Source organism: Limnochorda sp. LNt (assembly GCF_035593265.1).
GTDB classification, from domain to species: Bacteria; Bacillota; Limnochordia; order Limnochordales; family Geochordaceae; genus Geochorda; species Geochorda subterranea.
Genome location: NZ_CP141614.1, coordinates 2,640,213 through 2,653,271 on the forward strand (window position 1 = coordinate 2,640,213; position 13,059 = coordinate 2,653,271).

The window sequence follows — 13,059 nt, forward strand, 5'->3', positions numbered from 1 at the left end:
CTCAGGCGCCGGGCAGCCCCGGCAGGCCCAGCTCCTCGTAGAGGCGCGCCATCTCCCTCTCCACCATGACCTTGGCCTGGCGAAGCGCCTCGTTGGCCGCCGCCACGATGACGTCCTGGAGCATCTCCAGGTCGGACGGGTCGACGGCCGTCGGGTCGATGCGCAGGGCCCGCAGGCGTCCGCTGCCATCGGCCACCGCCGTGACGGCGCCGCCACCAGCCGAAGCCTCGACGGTGCGCTCGGCCAGCTCCTGCTGCAGGCTCTCCAGCGACTGCTGGAACTTCTGCAGGCTCTTCATCGCCTTGGCCATGTTGAACGGACCGGGAAGACCGGGCATGACGAGCTCACGCTCCTTCGCTCGGGGACTGCGGGTCGGGCACGGTGCCGTCGGCATCGGGCGGCTCCTCGAACTCCCGGATGATCCGGGCCCCCAGGATGTCCAGGACCGCCCGCAGCGTCGCCTCGTCCCACTCGCCCTCATCGGACTCCGCGCGCCGGCGCCGGGCCGCCCGGGCCGCCGCCGGACGTGCCCGGGCCGGGGCGGCTCCTCGGCTGCCGCCACCTCGTGTGGCGCGGCCGAAGGCGGCCCACCCGGGCAGGCGCCGGCGGCGCCGGCGGGCGCGGCGGAGGAGCAGGTTCGGCCGGCTCCTCGGCCACGGAGGCCGCGGGCTCCGGAGGCGAGGCCGACTCCCCGTTGACGATCTCGGTGCGGATGGTGACCGGGCGGCCCAACAGCCGCGCACAGACCTTCTCCACCAGCTGCCGGGCCTTCTCGTCGCCCTCGACCGCATTGCGATGGAAGGCCCTGTCCTCCGGGAAGCCGATGGTGATCTCCAGACCGTCGACCCGGATGGGACGGCCCTCTCGCAGCAACGCCTCCACCTTGGCGGCGCTCCGGCGCTGCTGGTTGCGCAGCGTGGTCAGCACGTCGCCCCACCGCCGCTGCACCTCGTCCAGCAGCAACGGCCCCCCTTGCGGTCGAGGCGCGGCCGGCGGCGACACCGCAGGGGAGGGCGCCGGCGCGGTGGCACGCACCGGGTCCGAGGGCGAAGACGGCTCGGCGACCGGTCGGCTCGGCGGCGGAGGCGTCGCCTCCGGGGCCGGCCTCGCCAGCCGCATCAGCGCCAGCTCCAGCACGAGACGGGGATCGGGCGCCCAGCGCATCTGCGGCTCGGCCGCGATGAGGCTCTCCATGGCCGCCACCAGGCGTGGCAGGGGCGAGCGCTCGCCGAGGGCGGCCGCGCCAGGGGTCGGCGACGGTACCCCGAGACCTGCCTCCTGCTTGCCACTCAGGAGCTTGTGGGCGGCCGCATCCCGCAGCAGGCTCAAGAGATCCTTGGCCACGAGACGGGGGTCCACTCCCTCTTCGGCCGTGAGGCGGCCGATGAGGGCCAGCCCCGCCGCCACGTCTCCGTCCACGAAGTGCCGGGCCAGCTCGGCCAGCGCCTCCGGGCGCACCAGGCCCAGCACCTCGGCCACCACCGAGGCGTCGAGCCGCTCGGGGCTGTAGGCCATGCACTGCTCCAGCATGGAGAGGGCGTCGCGCACGCCACCGTCGGCGTGACGGGCCAGCAGGGCCAGGGCCTCGGGCTCGGCCTCGACCCCCTCGGCCCGCGCCACCGCGGCGAGGTGGCCGATGAGCTCGTCGGCCGTCAGCCGGCGGAAGTCGAAGCGCTGGCAGCGGGAGAGGATGGTGGCCGGCACGCGCTGGGGCTCGGTGGTGGCGAAGATGAAGACGACGTGCGGCGGAGGCTCCTCCAGCATCTTCAACAAGGCGTTGAACGCCTCGTTGGTCAGCATGTGCACCTCGTCGATGATGTAGACCTTGTACCGAGACTGGGCCGGCGCGAAGCGCACCCGCTCCCGCAGCTCCCGGATCTCGTCGATGCCCCGGTTGGAGGCGCCGTCGATCTCCATCACGTCGAGGGAGGAGCCCTCGGTGATCTGCCGGCAGGAGGCGCAGGCGTTGCACGGCTCGGGGGTGGGCCCCTCGGCGCAGTTGAGCCCCTTGGCCAGCAACCTGGCCAGCGTGGTCTTGCCGGTGCCCCGCGGCCCGGCGAAGAGGTACGCGTGGGCCGTGCGGCCCCGGGCCAGCGCATGCGCCAGCGTGCGCACAACGTGCGCCTGGCCGACGACCTGCTCGAAGCGCTGCGGGCGCCACTTGCGGTAGAGCGTGAGATGCGGCTGCAACGGAGCGTTCACCTGCGACCCCAACGGGTCAGGAGTTCGACGCCGGGCCCCGCCCCTCATGCCGGGCCGGCGCGAGGGCGGCTCGCCCTCGGCGAGGAGGACGAGCCGCCCGACAGAAGTGGCCGTGCACCCGCCGTTGACGCGACCCCTCCGGGCGATACCCCGGCCGCCAGCTCGGGCCAGGCACCCTTGCGGCACCCAGGGGTGCTCACTTACCGTTGCTTCCTCCCGGACCTGGCGGGGTTCGTGAGTCCCTGCTGCGCAAGACCCGGCCGTCAGCGCCACGTACCGGGGCCGGACCCCACAGGGGCCGGCCGCGGGCGGGCATTCGACCCCGCTATAGCGGATTGCGGGTACAGGGCACCGCTACCTCCCCGTCTAGCACGGCCAAGCCCATACCTTGCGATGGGGCGTCCCCATTATACCACCGGACCTCTTCCTGCAGGGGTCCCGGGATCCTGGCCAGGAGCCCGTGGTGGCCGGGTCGAATGGATGGGCCGGAGGTACCTGCCGGTGACGGTCCAACCCGACTCTTCGTCTACCCTGCCGTCTCCCGTGCAGCGGGTGGTCGACGCCCTTCGGGAGCGAGGCGTCGACTTCGAGCTGCGGCGCTTGGGGGCCAGCACGCGGACCGCCAGGGAGGCGGCTGCCGCCGTGGGGTGCGAGGTGGGCCGCATCGTCAAGAGCCTGGTCTTCGTCGCCGGCGACGAGCCGGTGGTGGTGCTGGCCTCGGGCGCCCACCGCGTCGACCTGGGGCGGCTCGAGGCGGTGCTCGGCGTCCCGGCCCGTCCCGCCTCGCCCGCGCAGGCCGAGGCCGCGACGGGCTTCCCCGTCGGGGCCATCCCGCCCGTGGGCCATGCGCGACCGCTGCGGGTCGTGATGGACGAGGCCCTGCTGGCCTACCCGCAGGTCTGGGCGGCTGCCGGTACGGCCCAGGCCCTCTTCGCCGCCGACCCTCGAGAGTTGCGCCGCGCCACGCGAGCCCGGGTGGCGGCCATCGGGGGCGGCGGCTGAGACCCGTCTAGCGGCGCGCCGCCGCCCGCAACGCGGCGAAGGCCGCCGTCAGCGCCAGGACGATGGCCGGGCCCGACGGGATGGCCAGATAGTAGGAGAGGTAGAGCCCCGCCACGGAGCCGGCGACGGCCAGTCCCACCGAGAGGGCGGCCATCTCGCCGAGGCTGCGCGCCACCAGTCGGGCCGCCGCCCCCGGCGTCACCAGCAGCGCGAGCGTCATGGTGGCGCCTACCGTCTGCAACGCGAGCACCGTGGTCAGCGCCACCAGCGCCAGCAGTCCGTACTGCAGCCATCCGACCGGCAGCCGCAGCGTCACCGCCAGCACGGGGTCGAAGGCCACGATGGCCAGCGGCCTCCACAGCGCCAGCACGAGAGTGGTGGCCACCGCGGCCAGCCCGGCCGCCCGCATCAGGTCGGCCGGGCCCACGCCCAACAGGTCGCCGAAGAGCACGTGGGCCAGGTCCACCGCGTACGCCCGCCGCGTCGAGATGATGGCGACCCCCAGGGCCAGCGCCGCCGCCATCACCACGCCGATGGCGGTCTCCTCCCGCACGTGGCCTTGCCGCGCCACCGCGTGGATGGCCGCCGATGCGACGAGGGCTGCCGCCAGCGCACCCCAGAACAGGGCCGCGCTGCCCGCCCCGGCCACCAGGTATGCCACGGCCACGCCCGGCAGCACCGCGTGCGCCAGGGCATCGGCGAAGAAGGCCGTGCCCCTCACCACCGTGAACGTGCTGGCCAGCCCGCCCACGCCTCCGACCAGGAGGACGGCCACCAGGGCATGGCGCATGAAGCCGTACTCCAATGGCTGGCGCAGCCACAGCCAGACCGACTGGAGGACCTCCACGGCGCTCACGGCGCCATCCGCCCCCCGCAGACGACCGGCTCGGGCCACGATGCGGGCGGCGAGCCACCCCCGGGCCGGGCGCAGACCCGATCCGGCGGCCCGTAGGCCAGCAGCCGCCCGTTGAGCACCAGCACCCGGTCGAACCAGTGGCTGCCCGCCACGAAGTCGAGGTCGTGGGTGGAGATCATGACCGCCACCCCACGTGAGCGAAGCTGCGAGAGAGCCTCCACCAGCGCGGCCTGCGCCCCCTCCTCCACGGCATTGAAGGGCTCGTCGAGCACCATCAGCGGCGCGCCCTGGGCCAGGGCCCGGGCCAGGAAGACCCGCTGCTGCTGACCGCCCGACAGGCGCTGGATAGGTGTGCGCGCCAGGTGGGCGAGCCCCACCTGGTCGAGGGCCTCCCACACGGCCCGCCGGTCCTCGGGGCGCGGGCGGCGCCAGAGGCCGAAGAAGGGATAGCGCCCCATCATGACCACGTCCCACACCGAAGCAGGGTAGTGCCAGTTGACGGCCTCCTGCTGCGGCGCATAGGCCAGGGCCGGGGCGCCACGCTCGGCCCGCGGGGCGAGGGCGACGCGCCCCTGCGTCGGCCGCAGCAGCCCCGCGATGCACTTGAACAGCGTGGACTTGCCGGCGCCGTTGGGCCCCACCACGGCCACCCGCTCCCCCGGGAAGACGGCGAACGTGACGTCCCGCAGGACGACCCGGGGGCCGTAGGCGACGGTCAGTCCCTCCACCTCCAGCACGGGCCGGCCCGCTACGGGCTCCCACTCGTCGCTCATGGCCGCAACGCCTCCACGATCCGCTGGACGTTGGTACGCATGTACCCCTCGTACGTCTCGGCCCCGGAGCCCGGCGGCCCCAGCGAGTCGGTGTAGAGGGTGACCAGGGGCAGGCCGGTCTCCCGGCTCACCCGCTCGGCCAGCACCGGGGAGGCCGTCGCCTCCGCGAAGATGGCCCCGACCGGCAGCGACCGGATGCGATCGAGCAGCCGGGCGGTGCTCGCCGCCGAGGCCTCGGCCAGTGTACTGGTGCCGGGCAGGACGGTGCCCACCAGGGTGAAGCCGTACTCGACGGCCAGGTGCCCCAGCGCGTCGTGGTTGGTGACCAGCAGCCGCCGCTCGGGCGGGATGGTGGCGACCTGCTGCCGGATCCACGCATCCAGCGCCTGCAGGCGCTCGTGGTAGGCCGCGGCCCGGGCGCGGTAGCCCGCCTCCCCCGCCGGATCGATGCGGGCGAGGCTGTCGGCGACGACCTCCACGGCCATGGCCACCCGCGGCACGCTCCACCAGAAGTGGGGATCCCACTCGGACTCCTCGTCGTGGTCGTGGGCGTGCCCGTCGGGCGCTGCCGTGCCCTGCTCGGCGGGGATATCGTCCCAGCGCAGGGCCACCCGGGGCGCCAGCTCGAGCACCGTCGCCCGCGACGGGGTGTGCGCGACCAGGCGTGACAGCGACGCCGGCTCCAGCCCCGCCCCGACCATCACGACCAGATCGGCTCCCGACAGGCGCTGCGCATCGCCGGGGCCTGGCTGGTAGGCGTGCGGGTCCGCCCCCACGGGGAGCAGGGAGACCACGGACCACTCGTCGCCCGCCACCTGCCGCACCAGGTCCGCCAGGATGGTGGTCGAGGTGACGGCGCGCCGTGTGGCCGCGGCCGCCCGCGCCCCCGGCTCGAGGGAGGCGGCCATGAGCGAGGCGGCCATGGCAACGGTCCCGACGGCGAGGGCGGCGATGGCCCCGCCGAGCAGGCTCTTGAGACGCTGTCTCATGACACGGATGGCTATCTCCCCCCGCTCGGGCTCCAGGCCCGGAGCCGGCGCGTCACCCCTCGCCCGCGCACGCCGGGCAAAGCCCGTAGAACTCGAGCAGATGGCCCTGCACCCTCACGCCCCACTGGCGCTCCAGCTGGAGCGCCAGGGCATCGGCGTCGCAGCGCCCGAACTCGATCACCCGATGGCACCTGTTGCAGATGAAGTGGTGGTGGTGGCCCCCATCGGCCGCAGCGTAGTGGGCCTGGGCCGTGCGCAACAGGGACGGCTGCACCGCGCACAGCCGGCTCAGGATGGCCAGGGTCCGGTAGACCGTGGCCCGGCCCACCCCCGGATGCCTGCGCTGCACCTCGGCGACGATCTCGGGAGCGCTGCGGTGCTCCCCCGATTGCATCGCCTCCACGACCGCCCGCCGCGCCGCCGTCAGGCGGTAGCCGGCCTTGCGCAGCGCCTCCAGCATGACCGCCCCGGCCGCCTCGCGCTCGCCGGACGGCATGCCGTGGCGCTCGACGCCGGATTGGGTCTCGTCGTGACGGCTCGGGCGAGTTGATTGAGACATCGTCTCAATTATGAACCGGTCCCCCACCGGCGTCAACGGCCCCGCTCCTCGCGGGGTGCCAGGCAGCGGCGGACGAAGGCGTAGTGGCCCGGGGCCATGCTCTCGTCGCTGAGGGCCGCCACCTCGACCCAGCGCACCTCCGTCACCTCGTCGAGCTGCGCCCGGACCGGGACGTCAGGGGCCTCGACCCGGTAGAAGAACCGCAACGAGTTGAAGGCGTGCTGGAAGAAGGCGACGAAGCCCTGATCGAACCCCACGAACGCCCTCACCGAGACCTGCAGCCCCGTCTCCTCCTCGTACTCCCGCCGCAGCCCCTCCTCCAGCGTCTCCCACGGCGCGACGGCGCCGCCCGGGAGCTCCCACCGCCCCGAGAAGCGGGATCGTGCCACCAGCACGCACCCGTCCCGCAAGGCGATGCCGTAGGCGGCCGGCCTGAACCGCAAGGCCTCGGCAGGAAACTGACGGGGCTCGCCCCGCACCGTGATGCACGCCACCATCCGCTTCGGCGCCCGCATGCTCTCCCGCCCCTCTATCGGTGATCGCGCACCCGGCAGGAAGTGGCCGCCGGGAGACGAAGGTGCCTGGCCGTGAAGGCCGTCCAGTTCGACGTGACCATCCCCCGCTACGTAGCGGCGCGCCTGGCCGGGCGCGTGACGCCCGAGGCCTACACGGGCCCGCTCGGGGCCGCCCGGCTGCGGGAGCTGCCCGTGCCACCGCTGCCCGGCCCGGACTGGGCCCTGATCCGCACTCGGCTCGGCGGCGTCTGCGGGAGCGATCTCCACACCATCTTCCTGGAGACGAGCCCCTCCACCTCCCCCCTGGCCTCCTTCCCCTTCGTCCTGGGCCACGAGAACGTGGGCGTCATCGAGCACCTGGGCCCCGAGGTCGAGGGCTTCTCGGTCGGGCAGCGGGTCGTCGTGGATCCGGTCCTGGGCTGCAAGGCCCGCGGCATCGACCCGCCGTGCCCTGCCTGCCAGCGGGGCGACTATCAGCTCTGCCATCGCTTCACCGAGGGCAGGCTCGCGCCGGGCACCCTCATCGGCACCTGCCGCGACACGGGCGGGAGCTGGGGGGAGTACTTCGTCGCCCACCGCTCGCAGCTGCTCGCGGTGCCGGAGACGCTCTCCGACGAAGCCGCCCTCATGGCCGAGCCCTTCGCCGTGGCGCTGCACCCCGTGCTGCGCTGGCCGCCGACCCAGGGCCAGACGGCGCTCGTCATCGGCGCGGGCACGGTGGGCCTCGGGGTGGTGGCAGCGCTTCGCGCCCTCGTCCCAGGGATACGGGTGGTGGCGGTCGCGCGTCACCGGCACCAAGCCGACATGGCCGCCCGCCTCGGCGCGGATCAGGTGGTCACCGAGCGGGGGGCGGCGCTGGATGCCCGGCTGGCGTCGCTCCTGGACGCCAGGCTCTTGCGCCCCATCCTGGGCAGGCCCGTGCCCGTGGGCGGCGCCGACGTCACCTACGAGTGCGTGGGCAGCGCCGCCAGCATCGGCGACGCCCTGCGCTTCACGCGTGCCGGCGGGCGGGTGGTGCTGGCCGGACTGGCCGCCATGCCCCGGGGGGTGGACTGGACCCCCATCTGGCTCAAGGAGCTGGAGCTGCGGGGCACCTACTGCTACGGCTACGAGCGCCTGCCCGACGGGCGGCGGATCCGCACCATGGCCTACGCGCTGGAGCTGATGGCAGAGGGCAGGGTGGACCTGGCGCCGATGGTCACCCACACGTTCCCGCTGGAAAGGTGGCGGGACGCGGTCCGCACGGCCAGCCGCAAGGGAGGCTCCGGGGCGATCCGCGTCGCCCTGGCACCCTGAGGGGCGTCCCCTAGGGCCCCAGCCGCGCCAGCACCCGGTGGGCGTCGTCGTACCCGGCCCGCATGGCCGCCGCGATGGCCTCCCGGTCATCGAAGCCCAGCGTGCCGGGGGGATCCAGCTCGTGGCCGGGGCAGATCTCCACCAGCCCTACCACTCGCTTGCGGCGCCCCTCCTTCTCGTAGCCGATGGCCGCCTTGAGCCGGCGCATGACGGGGCCGTCGGGGTCGGGGCTCTGCTCGATGATCGCCACGATCTCGTTGATGCGCCGGGCTTCCCGCAGGTCCTCGTACAGCAGCCGGTCCAGCATCACCGGCCAGAGGCGGCGCAGCACCGAGAAGACGTCGGGCATGGGATGGGGATCCGGCGCCGGGCCGTCACCGCCGCAGCGGGGCGTGGTGGCGACCACCAGCACGTCGGCCACCCCCCGGCGGATGACGGGTGCCAGCGGCGCGTTGTCGAAGACGCCGCCGTCCGCATGCCAGTGCTCCCCAATGCGGCGCGACGGGAAGGCCACAGGCAGCGCGGACGAGGCCAGCACGGCGTCCAGCACCCGCACGTCGGGCGTCGAGCGGTCGAAGACCACCGGCCTGCCCGCGTTGAGGTCCGCGGCGGTCACCAAGAGCTCCACCCGGCGATAATCGCCCAGGCGACGCTGCGGCGGGAGGAAACGGCAGAGACGCTCCACGGCACGGGCGTGGTCCAGCAGCGAGCGCACCGACCGCCAGACGGCCGGCCTGGGACCGCAGATCACCAGCCGCGCCAGCGCCGACAGGAGCCCCCGCCACTGGATCCGCACGGTACCCCGCAGCTCCAGCCACGTGCGCGCCAGGGCCTCCAGTGCACCGGGCAGATCGCCCGACTCGATGCCCTCGGCCACGATCGCCCCGTGGATCGCCCCGATGGAGCTGCCGCTGATGATCGCGAAGGGTGACGGCCCGAGCCGCTCCACCACGGCTCGCAGCACCCCCGCCTGGTAGGCTCCCCTCGCGCCGCCCCCGCTCAGCACCAGGCCGAGCGGCGCGAGGGGTCGGGTCCGCACCTGCGTCACACTGCCCCGCCTCCCACGATGCTGGCCCATCGAGGCGCACGCGAGCGCCGTCCCAAGGTATGCGATGGCCTCGGGAGCCGGTGACCGGGCCAGGGAAACCGGTCTCGAACGTCGAACGCCGGCCCGGAGCGTGATGGGGCCGTGTTGGACTACTTCGACGCCCTGGATCTCCTCTCCCCCGAGCAGCGCCAGCTGCAGCAGGAGATGCGGCGGTTCCTGGACGCCGAGGCGCTGCCGTACGTCCGGGAGTGGTGGGAGCGGGGCGAGTTTCCCCGGCACCTCATCGCCCGCTTCGGCGAGCTGGGGCTCCTGGGGGCCAACCTGCCGGAACAGTGGGGGTGCGCCGGTCTCGACAACGTCGCCTACGGCCTCGTCATGTGCGAGCTGGAGCGCGTCGACTCGGGGCTGCGCAGCTTCGCCAGCGTGCAGGGCGCGCTGGTGATGTACCCCATCTACGCCTACGGCTCCGACGAGCAGCGCCGCGAGTGGCTGCCGCGCCTGGCCCGGGGCGAGGCGGTGGGCTGTTTCGGACTGACGGAGCCCGAAGGGGGCTCGGACCCCGGCACCATGGCCACCCGCGCCCGGCGGGACGGCGGCGACTGGCTGCTGACGGGCGTCAAGCGGTGGATCACCAACGGCAGCATCGCCGATGTGGCCGTCATCTGGGCGCGGGACGACGAGGGGGTCGTGCGGGGCTTCCTGGTGCCCACCGACCGACCCGGCTTCACGGCTCGGGAGATCCCCCACAAGATGAGCCTGCGCGCCTCCATCACCTCGGAGCTGATCCTCGACGACGTGCGGGTGCCCGCCTCGGCCATGTTGCCGGGGGCCGAGGGGCTGCGGGCGCCCTTGAGCTGCCTCACCCAGGCACGTTACGGCATCGCCTGGGGGGCCGTGGGCGCCCTGGAGGCGGTCTACACCGAGGCGCTCGAATTCGCCCGGAGCCGGGTCACCTTCGGCCAGCCCATCGCGTCCCGCCAGCTGGTGCAGGCCAAGCTGGCCGAGATGGTGGCCGACCACACCAAGGGTCTCTTGCTGGCCTGGCGCCTGGGTCGTCTCAAGGACGAGGGCAGGCTCCGCTACACGCAGGTCTCGCTGGCCAAGCGCGACAACGTCCGGGCGGCGCTGCGCGCGGCCCGCATGGCCCGCGAGATCCTGGGCGCCTCGGGCGTCACGCTGGAGTACCACGCCATCCGCCACATGCTCAACCTGGAGAGCGTCGACACCTACGAGGGCACCTACGACATCCACACCCTCATCGTGGGTCGGGACGTGACTGGGCTGTCGGCGCTGGAGTGAGAGCGTCGCCGACGGGGGGTACCCGGCCGGCCGACGACGCCGGCGGGTGTGGCACGGGGGGATGGGCCGATGGAGGCGCCGCTGGCAGGCATCCGCGTACTCGACCTCTCCCGGGTGCTGGCCGGGCCGTACGCCACCCAGATCCTGGCCGACCTGGGCGCCACGGTCTGGAAGGTGGAGCCCCCCTGGGGCGACGAGACCCGGGGCTGGGGCCCGCCCTTCGTCGAGGGCGAGAGCGCCTACTTCCTCGCCGTCAACCGCGGCAAGCGGAGCCTGGCCATCGACCTCAAGGATCCGCGGGGCCAGGCCCTGGTGCGGGAACTGGCCCGGCAGGCCGACGTGCTGGTGGAGAACTACAAGGTGGGCGACCTGGCCCGCTACGGCCTCGACTACGCGTCGCTGAGCCGGCTCAACGCGCGCCTGGTCTACGCCTCCATCACGGGGTTCGGCCAGGACGGACCCCGAGCTGCCGAGCCCGGCTACGACATCGCCCTGCAGGGCATGACGGGCATCATGAGCGTCACCGGCGAGCCCTACGGGCCCCCCACCAAGGTGGGGGTGGCCTGGATCGACGTGATGACCGGGATGATGGCGGCCGTGGGGATCCTGGCAGCCCTGCACGAGCGCGAGCGTAGCGGGCGGGGCCAGCACCTGGACCTGAGCCTGCTGGAGGTGGGGCTCTCGGCCATGGCCAACCTGGCGCAGAGCTTCCTCGTCACCGGCGTCTCCCCACGCCGCGTCGGCAACGCTCATCCCCAGATCGTACCCTACCAGGCCTTCGAGGCCGCCGACGGATGGCTGATCGTGGCGGTGGGCAACGACGCGCAGTACCGGCGGTTGTGCGAGGCCCTCGGGCGCCCCGACCTGGCCGACGACGAGCGCTTCCGCACCAACGAGGGACGGGTGCGCCACCGGGACCGGCTCGTGCCCATCCTGTCCGCGCTCTTGCGGAGCCGCCCCCGCCAGGCCTGGCTGGAGGCGCTGCGGCAGGCGGGCGTGCCGGCGGCGCCGGTCTACGAGCTGGGCGAGGCGCTGGCCGACCCCCAGGCGGTCGCCCGAGGCGTGGTGTGGCGGGTGCCCCATCCGAGCCTGGGCGATCTGCCAGTCGTCTCAAGCCCCCTGCAGCGTCTGTCGCGTACCCCGGCCGCGCCGGCCGGCCCGCCCCCACTCTTGGGGCAGCACACCGCGGCGGTGCTGGCCGAGGTGCTGGGGCTCTCGCCGCAGACCATCGAGGAGCTCCGAGCCAGCCGCGTCATCGTCACCACCTCGCCGCCCGCCCGGGCGCCGGGGTGAGCCTCCCGCCCTGACCCACCTGCTCCGAGGCGGGCGCGCAGGGGACGCCGAGCTCGTCCGCCAACTCTCCGGCGAGCCGGCGGCCACCGGCTGCCGGGTCAGACGAGAGGGCGGAGGTGGAGCAGGTGGCATCGGCGCAGGTCCACCGCATCGCGGTCATACCTGGCGACGGCATCGGGCACGAGGTCGTCCCCGCGGCCCTCGAGGCGCTCGAAGCGGTCGCCGCCCTGGACGGCTCCTTCCGGTTCGCCTTCGACCGATTCCCGTGGGGGTGCGACCACTACCTCGAGACGGGACGGATGATGCCGCCCGACGGGCTCGAGCAGTTGCGGGGCTACGACGCCATCTTGCTGGGAGCCGTGGGGCACCCCTCGGTGCCGGACCACGTCTCCCTGTGGGGGCTGTTGCTGCCCATCCGGCGCACCTTCGAGCAGTACGTCAACCTGCGGCCCGTCAAGCTCCTGCGGGGCGTCACCAGCCCGCTTCGGGGCCGGGGGCCCGACGACATCGACTTCGTCGTCGTACGGGAGAACAACGAGGGCGAGTACTCCAACGCAGGCGGGCGCCTCTTCGCCGGCACCCCCCACGAGATCGTCGTCCAGGAGTCCATCTTCACCCGCCGGGGCGTCGAGCGGATCATGCGCTTCGCCTTCGAGCTGGCGCGCCGCCATCCCAAGCGGCGGCTCACGTCGGCCACCAAGTCCAACGGCATCAGCTATACCATGCCGTTCTGGGACGAGGTCTTCCGGGAGATGGCCGCCCGCTACCCGGACGTGGCGACGGACCAGTTCCACATCGACGCCCTGGCCGCCCGGTTCGTCACCCATCCCCACCACTTCGGGGTGGTCGTGGGCTCCAACCTCTTCGGTGACATCCTCACCGACCTGGGGGCGGCCATCGCTGGCAGCATCGGCATCGCGCCCTCGGCCAACCTCAACCCCGAGCGCCAGTACCCCTCGATGTTCGAGCCGATCCACGGCTCGGCCCCCGACATCGCCGGCAAGGGCATCGCCAACCCGGTGGGCCAGATCTGGTCCGGGGCCATGATGCTGGAGCACCTGGGTCACCCGAGGGCCGGCCGGCGGCTCCTGGCGGCCATCGAGCACGCCCTCGCCGAGCGAGGGGTCAAGACCCCCGATCTCGGGGGCTCCGCCACCACCCGGGAGATGACGCAGGCCATCGTGCGCTCCCTGGATGAGGTGCCGGACCCTTGACAGTCCCCCGGTC

Annotated in this window: 13 protein-coding genes and 1 other RNA gene; 5 read left to right on the forward strand and 9 right to left on the reverse strand. The window is 73.6% G+C overall.

The genetic code is table 11. The features are described from left to right. Position 1: 1 nt before the first annotated feature. The 3 genes from VLY81_RS12695 to ffs all read right to left on the reverse strand — a co-directional run bounded on the left by VLY81_RS12695 (position 2) and on the right by ffs (position 2,577). Positions 2–337: a YbaB/EbfC family nucleoid-associated protein gene (locus VLY81_RS12695; protein WP_324668572.1), complete on the reverse strand. Its 336-nt coding sequence runs from the start codon at positions 335–337 to the stop codon at positions 2–4. Between the two features lie 140 nt (positions 338–477). Continuing rightward, a complete protein-coding gene (gene dnaX, locus VLY81_RS12700) occupies positions 478–2,190 on the reverse strand; it encodes a DNA polymerase III subunit gamma/tau (protein WP_324668573.1) in 1,713 nt (570 codons plus the stop codon). 122 nt (positions 2,191–2,312) lie between these two features. Beyond that, an RNA gene (gene ffs, locus VLY81_RS12705) (signal recognition particle sRNA large type) lies at positions 2,313–2,577 on the reverse strand. A gap of 105 nt (positions 2,578–2,682) precedes the next feature. Here ffs and VLY81_RS12710 point away from each other — a divergent pair. Then, complete coding sequence (locus VLY81_RS12710; RefSeq protein WP_324668574.1) at positions 2,683–3,204, forward strand: YbaK/EbsC family protein; 522 nt, start codon at positions 2,683–2,685, stop codon at positions 3,202–3,204. Between the two features lie 7 nt (positions 3,205–3,211). Here VLY81_RS12710 and VLY81_RS12715 read toward each other — a convergent pair whose 3' ends face one another. The 5 genes from VLY81_RS12715 to VLY81_RS12735 are packed head-to-tail and all read right to left on the reverse strand — an operon-like array spanning position 3,212 to position 6,896. Then, a complete protein-coding gene (locus VLY81_RS12715) occupies positions 3,212–4,060 on the reverse strand; it encodes a metal ABC transporter permease (protein ID WP_324668575.1) in 849 nt (282 codons plus the stop codon). Next, on the reverse strand, positions 4,057–4,833 hold the full coding sequence (locus VLY81_RS12720; RefSeq protein ID WP_324668576.1) for a metal ABC transporter ATP-binding protein: 777 nt from the start codon (positions 4,831–4,833) through the stop codon (positions 4,057–4,059). The genes VLY81_RS12715 and VLY81_RS12720 overlap by 4 nt, the downstream gene beginning before the upstream one ends. Continuing rightward, entirely contained in the window at positions 4,830–5,822 is a 993-nt protein-coding gene (locus VLY81_RS12725; RefSeq protein ID WP_324668577.1) for a metal ABC transporter substrate-binding protein, read from the reverse strand. Before VLY81_RS12725 ends, VLY81_RS12720 begins: the two co-directional genes overlap by 4 nt. Positions 5,823–5,874: 52 nt before the next feature. Beyond that, the gene (locus VLY81_RS12730; protein WP_324670423.1) at positions 5,875–6,408 is read right to left on the reverse strand and encodes a Fur family transcriptional regulator; all 534 of its coding nucleotides are present in this window, start codon (positions 6,406–6,408) and stop codon (positions 5,875–5,877) included. A 5-nt stretch (positions 6,409–6,413) separates the two neighbouring features. Next, a complete protein-coding gene (locus VLY81_RS12735; RefSeq protein WP_324668578.1) occupies positions 6,414–6,896 on the reverse strand; it encodes an NUDIX hydrolase in 483 nt (160 codons plus the stop codon). A gap of 72 nt (positions 6,897–6,968) precedes the next feature. Between VLY81_RS12735 and VLY81_RS12740 the strand changes: the two genes are divergently transcribed. After that, positions 6,969–8,192, forward strand: coding sequence for a zinc-dependent alcohol dehydrogenase (locus VLY81_RS12740; RefSeq protein WP_324668579.1), 1,224 nt, complete (start codon positions 6,969–6,971; stop codon positions 8,190–8,192). Positions 8,193–8,202: 10 nt separating this feature from the next. Here VLY81_RS12740 and VLY81_RS12745 read toward each other — a convergent pair whose 3' ends face one another. Continuing rightward, positions 8,203–9,240, reverse strand: coding sequence for a patatin-like phospholipase family protein (locus VLY81_RS12745; protein WP_324668580.1), 1,038 nt, complete (start codon positions 9,238–9,240; stop codon positions 8,203–8,205). Positions 9,241–9,381: 141 nt separating this feature from the next. On the opposite strand from VLY81_RS12745, the gene VLY81_RS12750 reads away from it, so the two are divergent. The 3 genes from VLY81_RS12750 to VLY81_RS12760 all read left to right on the forward strand — a co-directional run bounded on the left by VLY81_RS12750 (position 9,382) and on the right by VLY81_RS12760 (position 13,046). After that, positions 9,382–10,539, forward strand: coding sequence for an acyl-CoA dehydrogenase family protein (locus VLY81_RS12750; RefSeq protein ID WP_324668581.1), 1,158 nt, complete (start codon positions 9,382–9,384; stop codon positions 10,537–10,539). Between the two features lie 69 nt (positions 10,540–10,608). Then, entirely contained in the window at positions 10,609–11,832 is a 1,224-nt protein-coding gene (locus VLY81_RS12755; protein WP_324668582.1) for a CaiB/BaiF CoA transferase family protein, read from the forward strand. 125 nt (positions 11,833–11,957) lie between these two features. Continuing rightward, positions 11,958–13,046: a tartrate dehydrogenase gene (locus tag VLY81_RS12760; protein WP_324668583.1), complete on the forward strand. Its 1,089-nt coding sequence runs from the start codon at positions 11,958–11,960 to the stop codon at positions 13,044–13,046. Positions 13,047–13,059 lie beyond the last annotated feature (13 nt).